At 70.7% G+C, this 21,202-nt stretch carries 11 protein-coding genes; 4 read left to right on the plus strand and 7 right to left on the minus strand.

Annotated features, from left to right (window positions below; translation table 11 throughout):
* Positions 1 to 32: 32 nt before the first annotated feature.
* The 5 genes from Aph01nite_RS05600 to Aph01nite_RS05620 all read right to left on the minus strand — a co-directional run bounded on the left by Aph01nite_RS05600 (position 33) and on the right by Aph01nite_RS05620 (position 12,524).
* Positions 33 to 1,238, minus strand: coding sequence for a hypothetical protein (locus Aph01nite_RS05600; RefSeq protein WP_204039659.1), 1,206 nt, complete (start codon positions 1,236 to 1,238; stop codon positions 33 to 35).
* Positions 1,235 to 1,741: a SigE family RNA polymerase sigma factor gene (locus tag Aph01nite_RS05605; RefSeq protein WP_204039660.1), complete on the minus strand. Its 507-nt coding sequence runs from the start codon at positions 1,739 to 1,741 to the stop codon at positions 1,235 to 1,237. Before Aph01nite_RS05605 ends, Aph01nite_RS05600 begins: the two co-directional genes overlap by 4 nt.
* A 271-nt stretch (positions 1,742 to 2,012) precedes the next feature.
* A complete protein-coding gene (locus Aph01nite_RS05610) occupies positions 2,013 to 3,071 on the minus strand; it encodes a hypothetical protein (protein WP_204039661.1) in 1,059 nt (352 codons plus the stop codon).
* Between the two features lie 265 nt (positions 3,072 to 3,336).
* The gene (locus Aph01nite_RS05615; protein ID WP_204039662.1) at positions 3,337 to 9,288 is read right to left on the minus strand and encodes an RHS repeat-associated core domain-containing protein; all 5,952 of its coding nucleotides are present in this window, start codon (positions 9,286 to 9,288) and stop codon (positions 3,337 to 3,339) included.
* Entirely contained in the window at positions 9,285 to 12,524 is a 3,240-nt protein-coding gene (locus Aph01nite_RS05620; protein WP_204039663.1) for a LamG domain-containing protein, read from the minus strand. Before Aph01nite_RS05620 ends, Aph01nite_RS05615 begins: the two co-directional genes overlap by 4 nt.
* A 533-nt stretch (positions 12,525 to 13,057) precedes the next feature.
* On the opposite strand from Aph01nite_RS05620, the gene Aph01nite_RS05625 reads away from it, so the two are divergent.
* Positions 13,058 to 13,864 (plus strand): hypothetical protein, encoded by an 807-nt coding sequence (locus Aph01nite_RS05625; protein WP_204039664.1) that lies wholly within the window; start codon positions 13,058 to 13,060, stop codon positions 13,862 to 13,864.
* Positions 13,865 to 14,132: 268 nt separating this feature from the next.
* On the opposite strand, the gene Aph01nite_RS05630 is transcribed toward Aph01nite_RS05625, so the two are convergent.
* Positions 14,133 to 16,505, minus strand: a complete 2,373-nt coding sequence (locus Aph01nite_RS05630) for an FtsX-like permease family protein (RefSeq protein ID WP_204039665.1) — start codon at positions 16,503 to 16,505, stop codon at positions 14,133 to 14,135.
* 177 nt (positions 16,506 to 16,682) lie between these two features.
* Between Aph01nite_RS05630 and Aph01nite_RS05635 the strand changes: the two genes are divergently transcribed.
* Positions 16,683 to 17,699: a M48 family metallopeptidase gene (locus tag Aph01nite_RS05635; protein ID WP_204039666.1), complete on the plus strand. Its 1,017-nt coding sequence runs from the start codon at positions 16,683 to 16,685 to the stop codon at positions 17,697 to 17,699.
* Between the two features lie 77 nt (positions 17,700 to 17,776).
* Here Aph01nite_RS05635 and Aph01nite_RS05640 read toward each other — a convergent pair whose 3' ends face one another.
* On the minus strand, positions 17,777 to 18,421 hold the full coding sequence (locus Aph01nite_RS05640; RefSeq protein ID WP_204039667.1) for a cytochrome b/b6 domain-containing protein: 645 nt from the start codon (positions 18,419 to 18,421) through the stop codon (positions 17,777 to 17,779).
* 134 nt (positions 18,422 to 18,555) lie between these two features.
* Here Aph01nite_RS05640 and Aph01nite_RS05645 point away from each other — a divergent pair, with 134 nt between their 5' ends.
* Both Aph01nite_RS05645 and secD read left to right on the plus strand, forming a co-directional pair.
* Complete coding sequence (locus tag Aph01nite_RS05645) at positions 18,556 to 18,891, plus strand: hypothetical protein (protein ID WP_204039668.1); 336 nt, start codon at positions 18,556 to 18,558, stop codon at positions 18,889 to 18,891.
* Between the two features lie 43 nt (positions 18,892 to 18,934).
* Entirely contained in the window at positions 18,935 to 21,178 is a 2,244-nt protein-coding gene (secD, locus tag Aph01nite_RS05650; RefSeq protein ID WP_204039669.1) for a protein translocase subunit SecD, read from the plus strand.
* Positions 21,179 to 21,202 lie beyond the last annotated feature (24 nt).

Below are 21,202 nucleotides of genomic sequence, written 5' to 3' on the forward strand. Positions count from 1 at the left end.
ACCTCGCCGCCCCTGCGCGTAACAGGCCGGAGTTATTTGATCGCGCTTAGGTTGACCACGATCCGCTTGCCGTTCAGCGGGTACGTGTAGAGGTTCTGGGTGCCGCCGCGCAGCATGGTTTGATTCAGGATCCTGCCGTCGCCGGGAGTGCCGGTGATGCCGAGGTCGCCGGTGTCGCCGGTGGTGATGTCGTGCAGGACCAGACGGAAAGTGTCGCCTTCGCGCTTGGTCAGGATGACGAAGCGGTCGTTGGTGGGCGGGCCGATCAGAAGGCTCGCGCCGACGACTTCGCGGCGGGACGTGCCGTCGCGTTTGGCGACGGTGAAGCGGTCATTCTGGCCGTGCCTTTGCAGGCACCAGGTGGGGGAACAACTCCAGGGATCCCCCTGGAGTGCGGTGATGTCGCGTTTCTCCCCGGTCAGCATGTTGACGATGTGCTGGGTGTTGGTCTGCGCCCACTGGACGCCGGTGGTGGCGATTACGGCCCAGGGCCATTCGAGCAGGTGCAGGCCGGGCCGGGAGGACGGGAGCGGGGCCGGGTCGCCGCCGGTCAGCGGGACCTGGTAGATGCCGCCCGGACCGCGGCGCGAGTAGATCACGCTGCCGTTCTGGATGGTGAGGGCGTCGAGGTCGCCGTACTTCATGGTCTGGCGGATGGTGGTGACCTTGGTGACTCGGCCGCCGGTGGCGGGGACGGTCCAGAGGTCGAGGGCGCCCTTGATGGCTCCCACGGAGACGGTGTACCAGACCAGGCGGCCTTCGCCGATGGTCACACCCGAGGTGTAGCCAGTCGCGGGGGGCGCGGTGAAGGTGAAGAGTTCCCTGGCGCGGAAGCCGTCCAGTTCGTAGGCCCAGTATCGGGGCTTCTGCGCGGGGCCGGTCCTGGCCAGCAGGGTGTCGGCGTCGAGGAACACCTCCGGCGTGAAGCTCAGGCCGTTGGGCAGTATCAGCGGCACGGTGTGGACCGCGTCAGGCCAGACTTCGGCCAGCGGCACGGTCCGGGGCTCGCTCGCGGGTGACGGAACCACTGCGGGCCGCGGCGGCGCGTCCTGCGACGTCAGTACCCGAACCGCGTACGTGGACCCGGCCACCAGCACGACGATCGCGACCGCCGCGGCCAGCGCCAGCCACGGGGGGCGCCGGACCGACCGGGTGACCAGGAACCTGGACGGATGGGGCGGGGTCTCGTCGTCGGCCATGTCGGCCAGGGTCTCCCGGAGCAGATCCTCGATGTTCACCTGAGCTCCCTTACCGCGCCGAGTTCCGGCGCGATCTTCCTGAGCCGCTCCAGCGAGCGGTAGATCTGACTGCGCACCGTGCCGATCCGCATTCCCAGCAACCGGGCGATCTCGGCCTCGGACAGGTCCTCGAAGTAGCGCAGCACGAGCATGGCCCGCTGTTTCGCCGTCAGCCGGGCGAGCGCCCCCCGCATGACCAGCCGCAGGTCGGCCGTGTCGGCGTGACCTTCGGCGATCTGGTCGGGGAGGTGGCCGAAGGCGACCTCGGTCATCTGCCCGCGCCGCCGCCACGAGCTGACCTGCTCGTTGTACATGACCCGCCGTACGTAGCCTTCCAGCGCGCTCGGGTCGTTCAGGCCGCGAAACTTCGCCGCCGTCTTGGTCAGCGCCGTCTGCACCAGGTCCTCTGCCGCGTGGCGGTCCCCGGTCAGCAGGTACGCGGAGCGGAACAGCGCCCCCGACCGTTCGGTGACGAACGCCCGGAAATCAGGTTCCAGATCCACCGGTCCTCCTCGCGGTATCACCCATCAAGGACGCGGGCGGCCCGCCAATCTATGCCGGACCCGGGAAAGCACGGGCAATGGCGGCATATCTCGTCGTCGTCTGGGTTTCGCCGGTGGAGGCGTCGCGCTGACGGACGTGGCAGGGCTGGTCGTGTTCTGGTGATCGCCAGCCCGGAGAAGGCGGACGTGCCCGCAGTAGGCTTCGCCGGTGCCGTCCAGTTGACGATCACCAGGAAGAATCCTCTGCCGGGCCAGCCGCGGTTCCCGTTCGTTATCCGGAGCGCAGGATGAAGTGCGCCTCGCGATCTCCCCCGCCTGCCGCGGCCACGGCCCACATGCCCCGCTTGGTGCCGGGAATGCGGGCGATCGAGACCTTGGTGACCGTTTGGGGGTCGTAGTCGCGCTGGTCGGGGATCGGCAGCCGGGGGCCGTACGAGACCGAGCCTGAGGGCAGGCGCACGAACATCACGCGTTCGCCGAGGTCGGTGTTGACTCCGGCGGCCCACACCTGGCCAGCGCCGTCGCCGGTGAGACCGGTCAGGCGGCCCCTGGCGACGGGGACGGGCACCTGGCGCCACGTCTTCCCGTCGTAGCGCAGGGCGATGGGGCGGGAGTCGGCGAGGGTCTTTCCGGCGTAGCCGACGACCCAGACGTTGTTCTTGGCCACCTGCCAGACGCGGGTGAGCACGCCGTCCTGGATGGGCGGGAGCAGCATGTTCCCCCAGGCGCCGCGCGCGTCACCGTGGATGACCAGCGGCTGGGTGCCGGTGATGCCGACCGCCCAGACGTCTCCGGTGGAGCGCCGGGCGGTGATGGCATTCAGTGAGCCGCCTAGGCTGAAAGCCGGATAGAAGCCCCGCGTCCTGGTCCACCCCACCACCACTGCGGAACCGTTCGGCGTGTTCCCCGCGAACCACGGCTGCCCGGCCACCGCCACGTCGTTGACGCGGTGATACTGGGCGGCGCCGAAGGGCTGGTAGGTCCGCCAGCGCAGGCCGTCCCAGTGCGCGGCGGCGGCGGTCTCGCCGTTGCCGGCCACCCAGACATTCCTGGGCGAGTCCGCGCTGACCCCGTCCGCGTGGTAGCTCCGCCACGGCACGTCGGCCTTCCGCCATCGCACGCCGTCCCAGCGTTCGACGCCGGGGCAGCCTTCGCTGTCCTCGGCGCCGCAGCCGTACCCGACCGCCCAGGCGTCGCTCGGTCCGGTGGCGGCGACGTCCAGCAGCGCGCTGGCCCGGTCGCCGAGGCGGGCGCCCTTGACGATCCGCCAGTCTTCGGGGGCGAGGATCTGGTGCGGGACGAGCAGCGACAGGACCAGCAGGAGCTTCATGCGGGGTTAGATGCCTGCCGTTCACCTTTTGTTCGGGCATTCCGGGGCGTAGACCGTCCTCTCGGTGGCCTCCGCGAGGACGTAGGGCTCGCAGCGAAAACCCTGAGACCTGCCGCCCCGTGTACCAGAAGCAGGCGGCCGCTGATGCGGAGGGCACATCGACGCCGTGCTCGGCTGACTCTGGGCACCCGGGCCGTTGGCCAGAAGCCCAGGTCGCTCGACCTGGGCTTCTGGTCACCCAACCGAGAGGACGGGCCTCAGCTGATCATTCGACGAACGTCCCTCCTTGCCGCTTGCCGATGGTGTTCAGCATCGGCTGGTAGAAGTCCTGCTGGTCTTGCGGGCAGGTACGCATCGCTTTGCAGGTCGTGTAGCTTTGGTTGTAGACGGTGACCATTATTTGGGTATTCCGCCATGGGTCTGGCGCATAGAGCCGCTTGTTCCACTCGTCGTACTGCCGTTTGGCCATTGCCTGCCTTTCGTTGGCCGCGTACAGGTCGTCCATGGCCTTCGTGCGGTCCGCCGTCAAGTCCTTGTAGTTGGGGTTGGTCGTGCTAGGTGTCGGCTGGCTGTACAGCATGTCGGACGCTCCGGCCGCGTGACGCGCGTCTATGTCCGCGGCATTGAGCGCTTTACGCGCCTTTAAGAAATTCAGCGACGCCTTCGCGGCCTTCACGCCCGACTTCAGGCCCGCCAAGCCGGGGATCAGGCTCACGGTGGCCACCGAGCAGTCGATCGGCTTGCGGTCGGCGCACTGTTTGACCGCGTCGACGACGCCGAAGGCGAAAGACACCGCGCCCAGGGCAGCCGCCGCCACCTGAAGGGGAGGCGGTCCCATGGCCAGAAGCAGCGACGCCGTACCCGTTAGGGCCGAGATGTCCCCAGCGTGGTCAACCAACCACGTGCCGGCGCTCTTCAGCCCGGACTTGGTGTTGTTGTACGCCGCGACCGCCGACGACTTCACCGTGGAGATCGCCTTCGCGGCCGCCTGGACGTGGTTGTCGGCCACCTGCTTGAGCGCGCTGCCCGCCTTCGACAGCCACGCGGGTGGCTTGGGCCACCGGCCGTCGGCGTCGGCCATCGTCATCGGGTTGGACCCGGCGTAGGAGTACCCCTGCATCTGCTGGGGGTCCATGTAGTCGATCACCGGGTCGACGCTGATGAAGCGGCCGAGGGCGGCGTCGTACTCGCGTGCGCCGAGGTGGACCAATCCCGTGTTGTCGTTGACGCCGCCGACGAAGCCCTTGGTCATGCCGGTAGGCCAGGTTCCGGACCCCGTACGCGAAGTGCCGTAGGGAGTCTGGCGGCGGACGGTGAGGGCCTGGTCGGAGGCGCGGACCGACACCTGGGAGGTGCCCTGGTGGTCACCGGCCAGCCAGGTGAGTCCGGTCACCTCGGCCGAGGTGCGGAAGCCGACGGTGACGCCCGCGTGGGTGTAGTAGCGGGTTGTGGCCTTGGTGCCGCCGGTGCCGCCGGTGACCCGCAGTTCCTGGCCGGGCAGGTAGAGCGTGGCCCCGGCCGGGTCGCGGCGGAGCAGTCGCTGGCCGTCGGCGTCGTACACGAAGGACGTGCTGCCCGAGGTGTCCGTGGAGGCGGCCAGGCGGCCTTCGCCGTCCCAGGTGAGCGTCTGGGTGCCGTTGGCCGAGGGCCGGGTGACGGTGTTGCCGGTCGGGTCGTAGCCGTAGGTCGTCGTCGTCCCGTCCGTGGTGGCGCCGGTGAGCGCGTGCGGCTGCGTCGCCGAGTAGGCGTACGTCGTGGAGACCGTGCTGCCCGTGGTGCGGGCCACCTGCTCCAGCCGGTTGCCGGCCTCGTCGTATTGCCAGCTCAGCCAGTACTTGGCCGCCCCGCCGAGCGCGGCTGCCGCCGGGTCGGGGGCGCAGTCGCCGTTGTCCGGCGTCCACGCCTGGGTGAGCCGCCGCTGGGTGTCGTAGCGGAAGCACTGGGTGTCGTCGGAGGCCGCCGCCTTGGTGAGGTTGCCGACGTTGTCGAATCCGAAGGTCACGTCCTGGACGGTCGAGGGGGCCACTTCGCGGGTGGTGCGGAGACGTTCCAGGCGGCGGGTGCCCTCCTGGTAGAAGTAGCCGGTGTCCATGATCTGTCCGGTGCCGTTGCGGCGTCCGACGACGGCGAGTTCGCCGTAGCGGGTGTAGTCGGTCAGGTCCACGTAGCCGGACAGGGTGGCCGGTTTGTCGAGGTCGGTGTAGCCGGTGGCGAGGGTCTCGGCCGCCAGGCCGGTCCCCGCGCCGTCGACGTCGGGCAGCCGGGTGGAGGCGGGCAGGCCGTTGGCCGTGTAGGTGTGCGTGTAGGTGTAGGAGCCCGCCAGCGCGCCCTCGGACGAGGGGATCGTGAAGATCTCACTCTTGGGCTTGTAGCCGACGGTGTATTCGGTGATCTCCCGGGTGTAGGCGTTGCCGCCTTCGTACCGGACCGACTTGTCCAGCTGACCCGGCAGCAGCGTGTCGTAGAACCACTCCGCGCGCTTGACGGCGCCCGCGCTGACGCTCTTCTTGCGGCCCAGCTCGTCGTAGGCGAACGTGAGGGAGGCGCCCGTGGTGTCGGTGATCCTGGTCAGTTCGTTGTGCTCGTTGTAGCTGCTGGTCGTGGTGCCCTTGTCGGGGTCCTTCTCGACGATCTTGTTGCCGCGCAGGTCGTACTGGTACTCCCAGACGCTGCCGGCCGGGTCGGTGATCTTCTTGAGTTCGCCGCGCTTGTTGTACTCGTATCTGGTGTCGTCGCCGGCCAGGCGCAGCCGTGTGGTGCGGCCGGAGACGTCGGTGAACATGGTGGACGGGGTGCCGCCCTCGGGCGGGGTCGTCTCGATGCGGTCGCCGAAGGTCGCGGTCGTGGTGCGCCACTTCTCCACGTTCTTGGAGTAGAAGATCGACGCGGTCTCCCGGCCCGCGCCGTCGTAGAGCTTGCGGGTCTGGGACGGGATGACGTGGTCGCCCAGCGGCTCGTACAGCGAGGTGCCGGGGGCGCCGTCGGCGACGTAGGCGTCGTTGGTCTGCCACATGCGCCCGGCCGTGTCGTAGAAGCTGTCGGTCACGACCCGGCCGCCTTGATCACCGGCCTCGGGGGCCTGCGACTGGCGGACCCGTAACAGCCCGTCGTACAGGGTGTGGGAGGTGGTGAGGCCGCCGTTGGCGTTCAGCCGTGACGTCGTCACCACCACCGGGCCGTCGTTGCGGACCAGGTAGCCGAACTGCGCCGTCGGGGTCGGCTCGCCCTCCCGGCCGGGAGCCCACACCTTGCTGAGGCGGCCCAGGCCGTCGTAGCGCATGACGGTGACGCGGCCGTTCTGGTCGGTGATCCTGGTGCTGGCCCCCCACGCCGGGTCGTGCTCGGTCGTGGTGGTCCAGCCCTTGACGTTGGTCTGCACCGTCTTGGTGAGCGGGCCTCCGGTGACCGGCGTGTGCACGGTGGTGCTGTGCCCGCCCTTGGAGTCCCACGCGTCGATGATGCGGCCCTGCGCGTCGTACCCGGTGCGCGCGGTCGTCGTGTACGTCTTGGCCGACCACGACGTCAGCGTCTCGACCTTGGTCACCCGGCCCTTGTCGTCGTAGGTGTTGAACACGTCACTGATGACGTCGTCGGCGACGGCCGGCGCGGTGGCGCAGGGCACGGAGTAGGTCTCCACGCGCTTGGCCAGGGCCAGCAGCCATCGGCCGTCCCGTGGCTCGTACGTCGTCTTCACGCATTTCTCGTCCCCGGTGACGGCCTCGTCGCCGGCTTCGTTGACCTGCGTGACCAGGCCGTACTCGTCGAAGGTGGTACGCGCCGACGTGGTGCGGGGGGCCCGGCCGCCGTCCAGGACGGTGCCGGTGCGGGTGACCGCGGTGCCGGTGTGACGGGCCGAGACGGTGACCCCGTTGAGGGTGCGGGTCGCGGTGGGGGCCGACTGCCACGGCTCGAAGGTCTGCGTTCCGATGGCCGCCGCGCCGTTGTAGGTGACGGTCCGGCGGGTCATGCCGGCGTACGCGTCCTCGTCGTTGACGGCCGGCGCGCCGCCCACGGCGGGCATTGTGGCGGTACGGGTGCCCGACGGCAGTTTGTCGCCGTGCATGCCGCGGAAGTAGGTCGTCTCGGTGATCTCCTCCTGGCCGGGGTCGCCCTTGGTGGTGCGGACGGTGCCGTACCCGCGCCACACCGACCAGGTCTTGTAGTCGGCCTTCACCATGCCGTCGTCGTCGGTGTAGTGCCAGCCGGGGTCGCCGAGGTAGTCGTACCTGGTGATGGTGCGGGGGGCATGGGTGGTCAGGTCGTTCTCGGTGACGGCGGTCACCACGTACTTGTGGAAGTAGTCGGTGAGCGGGTCGGCCGCGCCGGGTGGCCTCCATTTGACCGGGTAACAGCGCAGCGTGTTGGATTCCGGCGCCGACGGCACGCGAGTGCCCGCGACGCAGTCGGGCGCGGAGTAGGAGACGCCGAGCTTGCCGCCGGTCTCGGTGGTGACGGATGCGATCCGCCACCAGTTCATGGCGGGTGAATGGTCGATGGTGTCCACCCGGTTGGGCATCTGCACGCCCTGGAACATCACGTCCGGCACCGTGACGCCGTCGCGACCCGCGTGGGAGATCTTGTCGAGCCACAGGCCGGGCCTGGTGCCGTCACCGGGGTCGGGGAAGGAGTGGGTGAACGTCCACGACTCCACGTCGTCGTGCTTGCCGGTCGTGGCGTTCCACACCTGGGTGACGATCTTGGCGAGTCGTCTGGTGGTCCAGAACGTGGGCGCGGTCTGCTGGCACGGGGAGGTGCTGCATTCCTGGTCGAAGGGTGTGTCCGGCCAGGTCGTGGCGTTCTTCGTGGTGCAGTTCGCCAGGCAGCGGTCCGCTGTCTCGAACAGCACCCGGGCGGGCACGTTGGCCGAGCCGTCCCGGGTGCCGTAGTCGATCCTGACCAGGTAACTGGCCCGGTCGTACTCGGCCAGGTCGGTGGTGGTGATGTTGCGGGCGTACTTGTTCTTCTCCCGCTTGTACGTGTACGTCATCGTGTTCCCGGAGGGGTCCACGACGTAGTCGAGGTTCCACCGGTACGCCTGCGTGCAGTCGGAGTCGGCGAAAGCGGTTTCGTGGCACGGCTCCTGGGGGTGGTTGCCGTACACGGGCGTGGTCAGGACGCTCTCGGTGGCCCCGCTCTTGCCGAACCAGTACTGGACGCCGTCGCTGGTGGTCACCACCCAGTGCTCGCCGTCGTCGTCCCCGTTGGCGGCGCCGGTCCTGCGTTCGATGCGGGAGGCGTCGTCGCTGCGGTTCCTCCAGCCCTTGCCGCTCTCGAAGACCAGGTCACCGCCGCGCCCGTTGAGCGACAGGGTCGCGTTGTCGGTCACCCAGCACTGGTCACCGGTCTTGCGGTTGGCGTTGTTGGCGGTGCCCTCGGTGTCCTCCGAGCACATCTTGTAGCGGCGCTCGATGTAGCCGGTGGAGACCTCGAAGCCCTCACCGGCCCACGACGGCTGGTTGTTGGAGGCGGCCATCCGCCCGTCCACCGACGAGGACGAGTAGGCCAGCGCCAGGCTGGGTGAGGGCCCGCCGACCGCCGGCGGCACCCGGAACGGGTAGTTCCAGGAGAAGTCACCGGACGAGTTGCCCGCCGACCAGGTGGCCGACGGTTGCAGCGAGGTGGCGCTGTAGTCGCCGGACGGCCCGGCCGGGCCCGCCTGCACGGTCAGCGTGGCGGGCAGCGCGACCTGCGCCGACACGGTGCCGTCCTCGTTCGTGGAGGGAAGCGGCGCCGCCGCGCACCCCGCGCAGTCGCCGGCCCTGGCCAGCACCAGGCGGTCGGCCCAGTCGGCCCCGTACGTGTCGCGGAAGGCCGTGTAGTCGACGCTCACCGTCGCCGCCGGCACGGCCGGATCGCCGTTCACCGAGTTTTCGGAGGCGATGTGGAACGTCAGTCCCGGCGAGTCCACCACCTCCAGCGTGACCCGGCCGGCGGTGTCCGACTGGAGCGTCACCGGCAGGCCCGCGGCGGTCGAGGGCTGCCCAGCCACCAGGGTCGTGGTCGAACTGAGCCCCGCCCGGGGCCGCACGGGCGGGGTGCCCACATACGGCTCGCCGGTCTTCGGCTCCGGGATGTCCACCAGCGGCAGCACGTGGCCCGGCACGGACACGTCCTCCTGGGCGCGCATCCGCTCGGGCGCCGCCGCGACGGCGGGCATCGGCACGAATACGGGCAGCAGCAGCGCCGCCCCTAAGAGCAGGTTGAAGGTTCTTTTCACTGCTGGCCTCCGGGAGCGGCCGCGGCCAGGGCCGCGATCCGCGAGTCGGGGAGAACGCCGGCGAACACCTGGACGTCGTCCACGTCGCCCGCGAAGAAGTCACCGGCGGGCGCCCACTTGCCGAAGCCGATGGACAGCGGTCCGTTGGCCCGCCAGGCGGAGGTGGCCGTGACCTCCCTGACGTTGACGCCGTCGACGTAGAGGCGCACCTTGCCGGCGGCCTGGTCGTACACGCCGGCCAGGTGCTGCCACTGGCCGAGCTTCACGGTGCCGCCGACGGCCGCGCGCGGGCAGCACACGGTGGCGTCGCTGGGCCGCAGTTGCATCGACCACTGCGGCCGGTTGGCGTCCTGCCGCAGACCCAGGTAGAAGCTGGCGACGCTCGTGCCCTCCTGGGAGACGACGGTCCGCTCGTAGAGGGACAGGTCGGTGATCCGCGCCCAGGCGGCCACCGTGAACGACTGGTCGGTGCGAACCACCGGGCCCGCGGTGGTCAGCTTGGCGGCGCCGTTCAGACGAGCCGCGGCCTCGGTGTTACCACCCCGGTCGGCGGCCCAGACGACCCCGGTGGGCTGGGCGTCCTGGCCGTAGCCGGAATCGTCGAAACCGTGACCGTCCAGGGTCCACAGGCCGACCCGGGTGGTGGCCTGCCCGACGATCTCGGCGGGTGCCAGGACGCGGTTCCACACCTGCACACCGGCCAGGGAGCCGGCGAAGTGGTCGGTGAACGCTCCCGCGAACCGGCCACGCCCGAAGTACAGCGGGCTGGTGCTCGCCCACGGCGCGGTCGGCCGGGAGACGGTCTGCTGGGCGACGCCGTTGACGTACAGGGTGAGCGTCCTGGCCCCGGCGTCGTACACGCCGGTCAGCCGGGTCCACACACCGGCCGCGGGTACGGCCGTGGAGGCGGCGGTGACCGGCGTGCCGCCCGCGTTGCTCGGCCAGGCCGACAGTTGCCAGCGGTCGTTGGCCGGGCTGTACTCCAGGCGGAACGTCGGGTAGTTCGCTCCCGCCTGGGACAGGATGGTGCGCGCGGCGCTCTTGTCGGCGAGCTTGACCCACGCCGACACGGTGAAGCTCGTGGCGGTGTTCAGGACGGTTCCGGCCGTGGCCGCGTAGTCGTCCACGCCGTCGAACGCCACCGTGGTGGCGCCGACCAGGCGGCCGTCCGCGCCCGGTGCCGCGCCGTTCAGCGTGGCGGTACGGCCGGCGGGTGACAGGTCGTTCTGGGCCGAGCCGGCGCCGTCCAGCGCCCAGTCGCCGGTCGGGCCGCCGGCCGAGCCGATCTTGATGATGTGGTGCTTGCTCGGGCTCTCGTTGCCGGCCCGGTCGACGGCGCGGACGTACAGGACACGTTCGCCGGGCCGGGTGGGGTCGGCGGGGTTCGGGGGCGGCGGTGTGATCTGCAGCGTCGCGGGCGAGCCGGTGACCGGCGTGGTGGGCGGGTCGGCCCAGCCGTACTTGTAGCCGGTGACGCCGGTGCCGCCGCCGCTGAAGGTGAACGTGCCGGTCTGGCCGGGGGCGCCGTGGAACTCTCCGTCGGCCGGGTAGTCGGGCGAGGTCACGGCCGGTGCCGTGTCCGGGCCGACGGTGTCCACGCCGAACTCGCACCAGCCGCCGTGGGTCTTGCTGCTGAGGTTGCCGTCGTTGGCGAGGGCGCGGAAGGCGTACAGGCCGCCCTCGTCGAGTGCCGGGGTGGTGACCTCGGCGGTGGTGCCGTTCGCGGTGTTGCCGGCCGTGGTCGCCGAGCCGATGACCGCGCCGTAGGTGCCGTCGGCGTTGACGCGGGCCCACTCGAAGGTGGCCTTCAGGTCGTTCTCCTCGTCGCCGTCCGGGTCGGTCAGCCGCGCCTTCAGCACGGGCGTACGGGTGGCCACCCACGGCCGGGAGCCGCCCGTGACGCAGGGCCTGTTCGCGGCGGTGAGCAGCTCGGGCGCGGCGGGATAGGAGTTGTAGGTGTAGGCCAGATGCGGGTTCTGGCTATGTCCTCCGTCGCTGTAGACCATGTAGCGCTTCCACGACCACTGGTCGTTCTCGTTGACCGCCATCAGCCCCAGCGTCACGTTCGTCGCGCTGGCCGCGGCGGCTGCCCGCACCACGTCGGTGGCGTTGTACTCCTGCGCGCCGGCCGGGCATCTGCCCTGGTAGCCGCCGGTGTAGCGGCGCACGACTCCCCCGTCGCCGCCCAGCGAGGTGATCCAGCTCGGCTGGGCATCCCAGGTGGTCGAGCCGCTGATCGTGCCGGTGTGCCAGGCGGCGACCGCGCCGGCGCTCCAGTTGCCGTTACCGCAGTCCTTGGACGACCAGGAGTGCCACAGCCTGAAGGTGGCGCTGCTGACCACGGCCCCGGACGCCTTGGAGATGTCCAGTTCGACGATCGAGCGGGACTTCAGGCCGCCGGAGATCCCGGCGCGCAGCACTCCCGATTCCGCGTCGTCGTCGCCGATCGTCAGCCGGTCGTAGTACGAGGTCGTACGGGCGTTCTCGCGGACCACCGTCCAGTGGTTGCGGCGCCCCGTCCAGGACGGATCGATCTTGATGGGGAAGCGCGCTCCGGGGTCGTCGAGCAGCGCCGGGTCGGGCACCAGGGTCAGCGCCCCCGCGCGGACCTCGGCCTTGACGGTGCTCTCGGTGTCGGCGTCCCACATGGTGGGGGTGGCGCCGCCCAGGACGAGCTTTCCGGCGGCGTCCCTGGCGCTGACCGCGCCGGTCTCGGGGTCGACGCCCACGGACAGGCCCTTGGTCCTGGTCGTCAGCGACAGCTTGCGCAGCGCCGGGTTCCGCGCGGCCTCGCGGTTCTTCACGACCAGAACGTGGGTGAAGCCGTCGACCTCGGCCTCCACGTGCAGGTCGACGCCCTTGAGCACCTCGGGGTAGACCGCGACATTGCCCTTGAGCACGGGTTCGGGGAGCTCCCCCGGCCAGCCGAGGCTGAGTTCGGTGCCGTTCCTGCGCACCGTGGCCATCGGGGCGGTGCCGCCCCCGCTGAACGTGATCGGGAACGTCGACGCCACCGGGGCGACCGTTCCGTCGGGGCGTACGCGCAGGGTGGCGTCGGGGCGCACCCAGTCGCCCTGCGCTGACTTCGCCCAGATCGGGCGAAGATATTCGTACCGGGTGAATGTTCCGTCCGGATTGGCGAATACCTCGGAGGTCTCGCCGCGTTGCGACAGGACCTCCCTTATCTCCGGTGCTTCCGCCGACGCCCCCGCCCCGAGGGGGGCGCTGAACGTCACGCCCCCCACGAGTAACGCAGAAACCGCGACTCCTAATAGGCGACGAATCACCTGTTGCCTCCCGTGAACAGCTCGCGAATGGATGCGAGGACTGGATTACGGGAGGGCGATATATTGGCTGTATAATTCGACTGTTTCAGCAGGTCAGCCGGTATGCCGCGCGCTCCTGGCGGTCGACTTCCGATCTCGGGACCACCGCGGACGATGATCGTTATAGTGCCGGAGACGACCCGCTGTCTGGCACCGTGAGTGTCCGGGCTGACTCGGCTGCCCTCCACGGCGCATCGCCGTCGGCTGCGCCTGATCCTCTCGCCCCGGACGGTGCTGCGCTGGCACCCCCGGAAGGGCGTCTGCTGACCTGCTCGCAAAGACGGCTCATAGCCGGGCGAAGGTAATGATCGGCGGCTTGTGATCCCGGCTACGGCCTGGCGTGTGTGTCCTTTGGCCGGTTACGGAACGGGCGTGTCCGGGTGGGGCGTACCGGGGGTGAAAGGCCTCGTCGAGGCCGCTCCGCCACCATCAAGGAATTCATCATGCGTATCCGTAAGAACCTAGCCCGGCTGTCCCTGCTCGCGGTGACCACCACCATGCTGGCGGGCGCGCTGGCCACCCCGGGCCATGCCGCCGGCGCGACGGTCCAGGTGACCAGCGTCAACGGTGTCCCCGAGCTTCGCTACACCGGCACCGGCTCGGCCGAGACCGTCACGCTGACCCAGGCCTCGCGGCTGGTGATCGTGGAAAGCAGCGGCGCCCTGACCGCGCTGGCGGGTTGCAGCCTGGACTCGCTGAACCCGCGCAGGGCCACCTGCGACTCCGCCGGGCAGCCCGTCATCAACCTGGTCAGGCTGGACCTGGACGGCGGCAGCGACGTCGCCCGGATCCAGAACTCCCGCCCGGTCGAGACGATCGTCTCCGCCGGCGCGGGTAACGACACCTACCTCGGCGGCCAGTCATCCGCCTCTTCCCGGGTGCTGTTCAACGGCGGCGAAGGCACCGACACCGCCGACTACTCCGCCGGCACCTCCGGGGTGCTCGTCGACATCGACAGCGCCGCCGACGACGGCCGCCCGGCCAGCGGCGACACCGACACCATCTTCACCACCGTGGAGAACCTGATCGGCACCCGTTTCAACGACTCGCTGCGCGGCAACAACAGCGCCAACGTCATCACCAGCCAGGGTGGCGGCGACTCAATCCGCGCCGGCGGCGGCAACGACACCGTCAATGCCGCCTTCCGCAGCGCGGACATCGAGCTGAACTGCGGCACGGGCACCGGCGATGTCCTCACACGCGACGCCGTCGAGGACCGCGACGCCATCATCGTCTCCTGCGAGAACTGAACCGGCACCGCCGTACCTATGGCGAACGGCCCGCCCCTCCTCACCGCTGCCTCCCATCGCAGCTGCGGCCACCGGGAAAGGCGGCGGGCCGGCTGGTGATTCCGTTTTCTGATCCGGGACCGTGATCGCAAGTTCTGCCGCGTGCGGGAGATTGATTTCACCGACCCGATCGGGCGTCGAACCACCGCCTCCGGCGAGCGCCCAGCGTTCAAGTGAACGTGCAGGTCTATTCACGACTTTCGGTACGCCACACCCTGTGGTGCTGCGCTCACTCCGCGCGGAGCGCTCCGGCCAGGCGGAACCGTCCGGCCGAATGGGCGGGAAGGGCGGCGAGGACGACGGCGGCGGCCAGGGCGGCCGGGGCGATCAGCAGGATCGCCCCCAGCGGGCTCGGAGGGACGTAGCTGAGCGGGGTGCTTTCCGCCACCACGCGCCAGAGGGCGCGGCCCAGTGCGACGCCCAGTGGCGCGCCGATTCCGACGGCGATGGCCGCGAGGGTGAGGGCCTGGGTGAGTACGGCCGCCCGAGACTGCGCGGGGGTGAGGCCGAGGGCGCGCATGACCGCGATCTCGTGGCGGCGTCGGCGCACGGTGGCGGTGACCGCGTGCGCGGCGGCGGCCAGGGCGAGCACGCCCAGGAAGACGCCCAGCGCGACCGGCAGCCCGCGCACCCCCTGGATCTGCGCCAGCTGGAGCGGAACCAGGGCGGGCAGCATGCTGACCCGGTCGCCGCCCGGCACCGCGCGCACGGCGGTTCTCAGACGAGCGATGGTCTCCCCCAGTTCCGTGCCCGGGCGCAGCGTGATGACCGCCAGGCCCGCGTCGAAGGAGGAGGAGAGCGCGTCGTACCCGTCCGGTGTGATCAGCGCGCCATCGTTGTAGTCGTTATCTGGACCTAAGGGAACAAAACCAACACCGGACACCAGGAACTCCCGGCTGCCGTCCGACCCGCTCACCCAGATCCGGTCGCCTTCGGACGCGTCCAGCCGACCGGCCGTGCCGACCGCCAGCGCGATCTCGTCCGCGGATGCGGGCGGGCGGCCCCGCACCAGGGTGACGGGCACGGGACCGCCCACGCTGTACACGGGGAAGGTGATGTCGCCGGCCGTCACCGTGGAGGACTTCCTGGCGTCCGCGCCGGTGACCGCCGGGTCGGCCGTGAGCACCGTGAGGATCTCCCGTGGCGCCGGGCCGGTGCCGTTGAGGCCGATGAAGGCGAGGAGCTGGTGCGTCTGGCCGTATCGGACGGGGTTGCTCGCCGCGTCGGCGATTCCGGCGGAGAAGGTGAGGGCGGCCATGACGCCGAGCACCCCGGCCACGGAGCCCACCAGCGCCGACCGTACCGGCGTCGCCTGACCACGGCCGCGTTCCAGCGCGAACCGCAGGCCGGCCACCATCGCCACCGGCCAGCCCAGCCGGGCCGCGCCGTCCACCAGGACCGATCTCCGGACAGCGGTACGGGCGTTCGCGGTCAGCGCGTACAGGCAGGCACCGGTGCCGATCACCACGGGGACGATCAGGAGGGCGGGCAGGAGGATCAGCCAGTCGGCGTCCAGCCCCGGCGCGGGCTCGAAGGCCGCGGCGGCGCCGATCGGCATCCAGATCGAGGCGACGCCCGCCCCCGCCACGCCCAGCAGCGTGCCGGGGACGGCCGCAACCGCCGATCCGGCCGCGGCGACGCCCGCGGCGCGGCGGGGTCCCAGCCCGGCGGCGCGCAGGGCTCTCAGCTCGGCCCGGGACACGTCGGTCAGCCGGGCCGCGTACTGGCCGATCATGAAGGCGGCGGCGGCCAGCGCGGCGAGCGCGAACGCCCGCAGGACCGCGGCCTCATAGGCCACCAGCCGGTCGCGGTCGCGGTAGACCAGCGACAGGTCCCTGACCTTGAGCCGGGACGGGCCGGTCAGCTCGGTCAGCCGGCGGCGGAGGTCGGCGACGCCGCTCGCGCCGCCCTGCAGGCGGACGAGCGCGTTGGTGAAGGTGACGCCGCCGGTGCCCAGGAAGTTGGCCGGGTAGCGGGTGAACAGACCCGGCGACGGAATGACGACGGCTTCGCCGTCGCTCGGGTCGGTGAACTGCGGTGAGCGGATGACCCCGACGATCCGCGCGGTCACCCGCGGCCCACGAGCCCGGATCCGGGTGGTGTCGGCATCGGGGAGCAGGTCCACGTCTTCGGGGTGATGCAGGATGATGGTGAGCGAATCGCCGACTCGCTTGCCGTACCGCTCCAGGAAGCGGGGCAGCACCACCACCTCGTCGGCACGTGCCGGATCGGGGAGGCGGCCGTCGAGGAGGACCGGCCGCTCGACGCCCTGCCAGACACCCGATCCCGCGGGCGGCGTCGAGTTCCAGCCCAGCTCCGCGCCCTCCACATAGAAGGGGGTGGTGAGGAACGGCGCGACCGCTGCCACGCCGGGCAGGCTGCGGACCAGGTCCCAGTCGAACGACGGATCCTGGGTCAGCACCTGCACGTCGGCGGGCAAGGTGACGGCGCGCAGCCGGTCGAGCGCGCTCTCGCCGCGCCGGGCCGCGGCCAGGGCCGCCAGGACGGTCGCCATCGAGAACGCCACCAGCAGGGCGAGCACGGCCAGGCCGCGCCACCGCACCCGGAGCTCGTGCCGGAGCCAGAGCAGGAGGAACGTCACAAGCCCTCAGTCTCGCCGCCGGATTCCGCCCGTCCTACCGGGTTAGCCCCCGTACCCGATGGGGAGGCGTCCCGGGCCGGGTCCGGCCTGGCGGAGGCGTGGAGTGCCGAAAGTCCGTGAATAGCGGTTGACCTGCTCATCGACAGTGAGCTCGGCATCTGCCACTAACGTGATCACATGGGACGTGCTCTGGTGTCGGTCGGCCTGCTGGGCGGCTTGGTCGTCGTGGCGGCCGCGCAGCTGGCCGGGCTTGTTCTGGTGCTGCGTGTGCTGCCCCCGGTGCCGTCGCCCTCGTCCTCGGCCGTGGGTTACACCGTGCTCGTTCTGATCCTTTTCGGCTTCGCCGCCGCCCTGGTCACCGCCGTGGCCGCCGGCCTGTGGAAGGGGCTGCGGTCGTGCCCGCACTCGCCACCCGAGGCCGTTGTAGGCCCTGATCGGGCCCCGGGCCTGTGGGAGCTGGTACGAGACCTGGCCGCCACCGCCGGAACCCGGCCTCCGGACGAGATCCGGCTCATGGCGGAGATCAACGTCTGGTCGGAGGAGACCCTGTTACGGGGACGCCGCCGCCTGCGGATCGGGCTGCCGCTGCTCCAGATGATGACGCTCGGCCAGTTTCGGTTCGCCCTCGCGCACCATGTGGAGCACTTCTCCGCCGGGCACACCCGGACGCGCGGCCTCGCCGATCGGTGCGGCGCGGTCGTCACCGCCACCGCTGGCTTCCTCCACCCCGCCAATCCGGCGGGGTGGGCCTTCCGCACGTACGCGTGGGTGTACACGCTGATCGACCGTGCCCTCCTCCGCCGTCAGGAGTACCGCGCTGACGCCGCCGCCGCGCGGGTGGCCGGACCGGTCGCCGGGGTCGAGGCGCTGCGCGAGACCATGGTGCTCATCCAGGCCTGGCGCCTCTACGTCTCGGGGCACGTGCCCGCCGATGTGTTCGGCGGGTTCGCTGAGTTCGTGGCCGCCCACAAGACCGAGGTCGACGATCTGCGGGCCCAGCCGCTGAACGCCACCGGGTCGTGGCGGGACCCCTTTCCGCCGATGGCCGCCCGCGCGGTCGCCATCACGGCCCGGTTTCCCGCCGCCGCACCGGCCGACGAGCGGCCCGCCGCGCCGCTGATCCCCGACCTGGCGGCTGTCGGCCTGGAGATCAGCGCGCGCGGGTACGCGCCGGAATCTCCCGACGGTCGGTGATGGCGTCGGCTCGCGGTGCCCGTACCAGCGGGGGATCGTGCGCATGCGGATCGCGGTGAACACCGGACGAGGAATCGTTAACCGGTAGGTTCGGCGGGTTCAACGGGTTTGCCGTTGTCCTGCCGTGCGAGCCAGCCTGGCCAGATCCGGGCGGCGACCGCGCGCGGCAACCTCCCGCCCAGGTGCATGGAGCGCCAGACCCCCCGGTATCCGGGCAGCAGCCCGGAGGCGACCAGGACGTGCCCGGCGAGGACAGGCGTGAGCAGGAAGGTGGTCCATCGGTGCAGGTCGGCCATGAACAGGAGGGAGGGCAGGTACAGCATGCCCAGCCCGGTCAGGGCCATGACCGTGAAGGTGACCAGCATGACCAGGTTGGCCAGGCGCTGGCCGGGGTCGTAGTGACCCTCGTGGCGGGGAAAGCGGCCGGTGAGCGCGGCCCTGGGCCAGGCGGCCAGCCAGCGGGCGTCGCCCGGCTCGCGTTCCAGTGACTCCCGGACGAAGGCCCGGGCGGCCCGGACGCGCCGCACGGCGTAGCCGAGGGTCACGAGCACGAACAGCAGGCCGGTCCACTGGTGGATGTCACCGTCGGGCAGGCCCAGCAGCTGACTCTGGTAGCCGTCCAGGACGAACCACCAGCCGGTCGACAGCAGTACCAGCATGGCCAGATAGACGAAGGCGTGGAACCAGCGTGCGGCCCTGCCATAACGCTGAACGTAGTCCATGCCTCTTATACCGGACCAGACGGTCCGGGGTTCTGGGCCTGCGCGGGACGATGAAACATCAGCGCTCCAAAGCGTAAAGGCGCATCGGCGGGTTGGCGGTTAGGCTGGACGGTCAGCGGACGGGAGGAGGCGTCGTGCGGACCAGGCTGCCCGCCGTCCTGCTCCTGCTGGCATGGCTGCTGCCCGTCACCGCCCACGCCTCCGGGGTAGCCGGCCACGGGGTCACGCCGAACGCGGTCGTGTGGCAGGCCGACCAGCAGCACCAGGTCGGCCGCCCGTTGCCCCTCCCCCACGTTCGTGCCGACGCACCCGAGATATCCGGCACGCCCTGGCACGCCGTCCTCACCTCGAATGCGCCCGGAAGGCGCTTCGCCCGGCACTCCCTGGCGCTCCCCGGCGACGACCAGACTCTCCCGGCTCTCCGCCGCTACGCGCCGCCCGCGCGCGCCCCGCCCTCCACACCTCTCTGACCAGTCCCTTCTTTCCTGTACGTCCGAGCCTGTGGAGGCTTCCGTGTCCCGTGCGCCTGTTTGGCGTGCGCTGGCGGCGCTGGCCGTCATCGTCACCTCGATCATTCTCACCGTGAGCATCACCCCACGCCTGGGCCTCGACCTGCGAGGCGGCACCCAACTCGTCTTCGAGGCGAGAGACTCACCGACAGTCAGAGCCGACGCCGAATCCGCCGATCGCGCCCTGGACGTGCTGCGGCGGCGGGCCGACGCGCTCGGCGTGGTCGACCCCACTCTGGTCCGCTCCGGCGACCGGCGCATCGTCGTGGAACTGCCGGGCATCCTGGACCCCAGCCGGGCCGCCGAGGTCATCGGCAGAACCGCGCAGCTGTCCATCCATCCCGTACTCGCTCTCGCCCAGGAGAGCGACCAGGCCGCACCGCGCGACGAGTCCGGGCAGCGATTGGAGATCGGCCCCGCCGCGATCAGCGGCGACGACATCCGCGGCGCGAACCACCGCACCGACCCGCAGAGCGGGCTCGGCTGGACAGTCAAGATCGACTTCCGGGACGCCCGGGCCTGGCAGCGACTGACCGGCACGACGGCCTGCGAGGCGCTGGAAGACCCGAAACGCAGGATCGCGATCGTCCTCGACAAGAAGATCATCTCCTCGCCGCGGCTCGACCCCTCGATCCCCTGCGGGACGGGCATCCCCGGCGGTTCGACCGACATCACCGGTTCGTTCGGGTACGAGGAGGCGCGCAACCTGGCCGTACTCATCCAGGGGGGCGCGCTGCCGGTCCCGCTCGACCTGGTCGAGCAACGCAGCGTCGGCCCGACGCTCGGGGCGGACGCGATCGACGCCAGCGCCAAGGCCGCCGTCACCGGACTCGTCCTGACCACCCTGTTCATCGTCGTCGTCTACCGCCTGGCCGGTCTGCTCGCCGCCGTCGCGCTGGCCACCTACGGCCTCATCTCGTACGCCGTGCTGGTGGCGATGGGCGCCACCTTCACCCTGCCCGGCCTGGCCGGTTTCGTCCTGGCCATCGGCATCGCCATCGACGCCTGCGTACTGATCTTCGAACGAGGCCGGGAGGAGTACGGCCGCGATCCCCGGCGGGGCCTCAGACCCGCTCTGGACCTGGGCTTCAAGCACGCGTGGAGCGCCATCGCCGACTCCAACGTCACCACGCTGATCGCCGCCGCCATCCTGTTCTGGCTGGCGTCGGGGCCGGTGAAGGGCTTCGGCGTGACCCTGGGGATCGGAGTGCTCGCCTCGCTCGTGTCGGCGATGCTGATCACCCGCGTGCTCACCCAGGCGGTCATCGGCCGGGCCGGGCCGAAGGCGTCCGGCATCGGCTCGGCCGGCCGGATCAGATCGTGGCTCACCCGCAGAAATCCCGCGATCATGGCACCCCGCCGCTGGTGGCTGGCCCTCGCGGGCGGGCTGGTCGCGGTCGCGCTGGCGGGGATCCTCACCCAGGGCCTGAACTTCGGCGTCGAGTTCACCGGCGGCAGAGCCGTCGAGTTCACCACCTCCGGCACCGTGCCGGGCGAGGTCGCCCGGCGGGCCGTCGCCGACGCCGGGCACCCGTCGGCCGTGGTGCACTCCTCGGCCGGACTCGTCTCCATCCGGGCCGGGCAGCTCACCCCCGAGGACGTCACCAGGATCCAGGACGCCCTGAGCGGCCACGCGGGCGAGGTGAGCAAACGCCGGGACGAGTTCATCGGTCCCAGCATGGGCGCGGAACTGCGCCGCGACGCCGCCATCGCGCTCGCCGTAGCCATGGCCGCCCAGCTGGCCTACCTGGCAGTACGCTTCCGGTGGACCTTCGGCCTGGCGGCGGTGCTGGCCCTGCTGGTGGACGTCGCCGTGGTGCTCGGCCTGTTCGCCTGGCTGGGCAAGCCGGTGGACGGCATCTTCCTGGCCGCGATGCTCACCATCGTCGGCTACTCCGTCAACGACAAGGTGGTGGTCTTCGACCGGGTCAGAGAACTCTGGACAGGAAAGCGCAAACACGATCTCCCCGAAGTCGTGAACAGCGCGATCCTGCAGACCGTCCCCCGGACGATCAACACCGGTCTCGGCGCCCTCTTCATTCTCGGCGCCCTGGCCGTCTTCGGCGGCGACTCCCTCCACAACTTCGCCATCGCCCTGGTCACCGGCATCGTGGCGGGCACCCTGTCCTCCTCGTTCGTCGCGGGCCCCATCGCCATCGCCCTGAACCGCTTCGACCGCAAACCACCCCCTGCCCCTCCCCGGCCTCGGAACGTCCGCGCCCGTGAGGGCACCGGAGCCGTCCTGTAAAGGATGAGGAGGACGGTTGAGCCG

The organism is Acrocarpospora phusangensis (assembly GCF_016862995.1).
Lineage (GTDB): Bacteria > Actinomycetota > Actinomycetes > Streptosporangiales > Streptosporangiaceae > Acrocarpospora > Acrocarpospora phusangensis.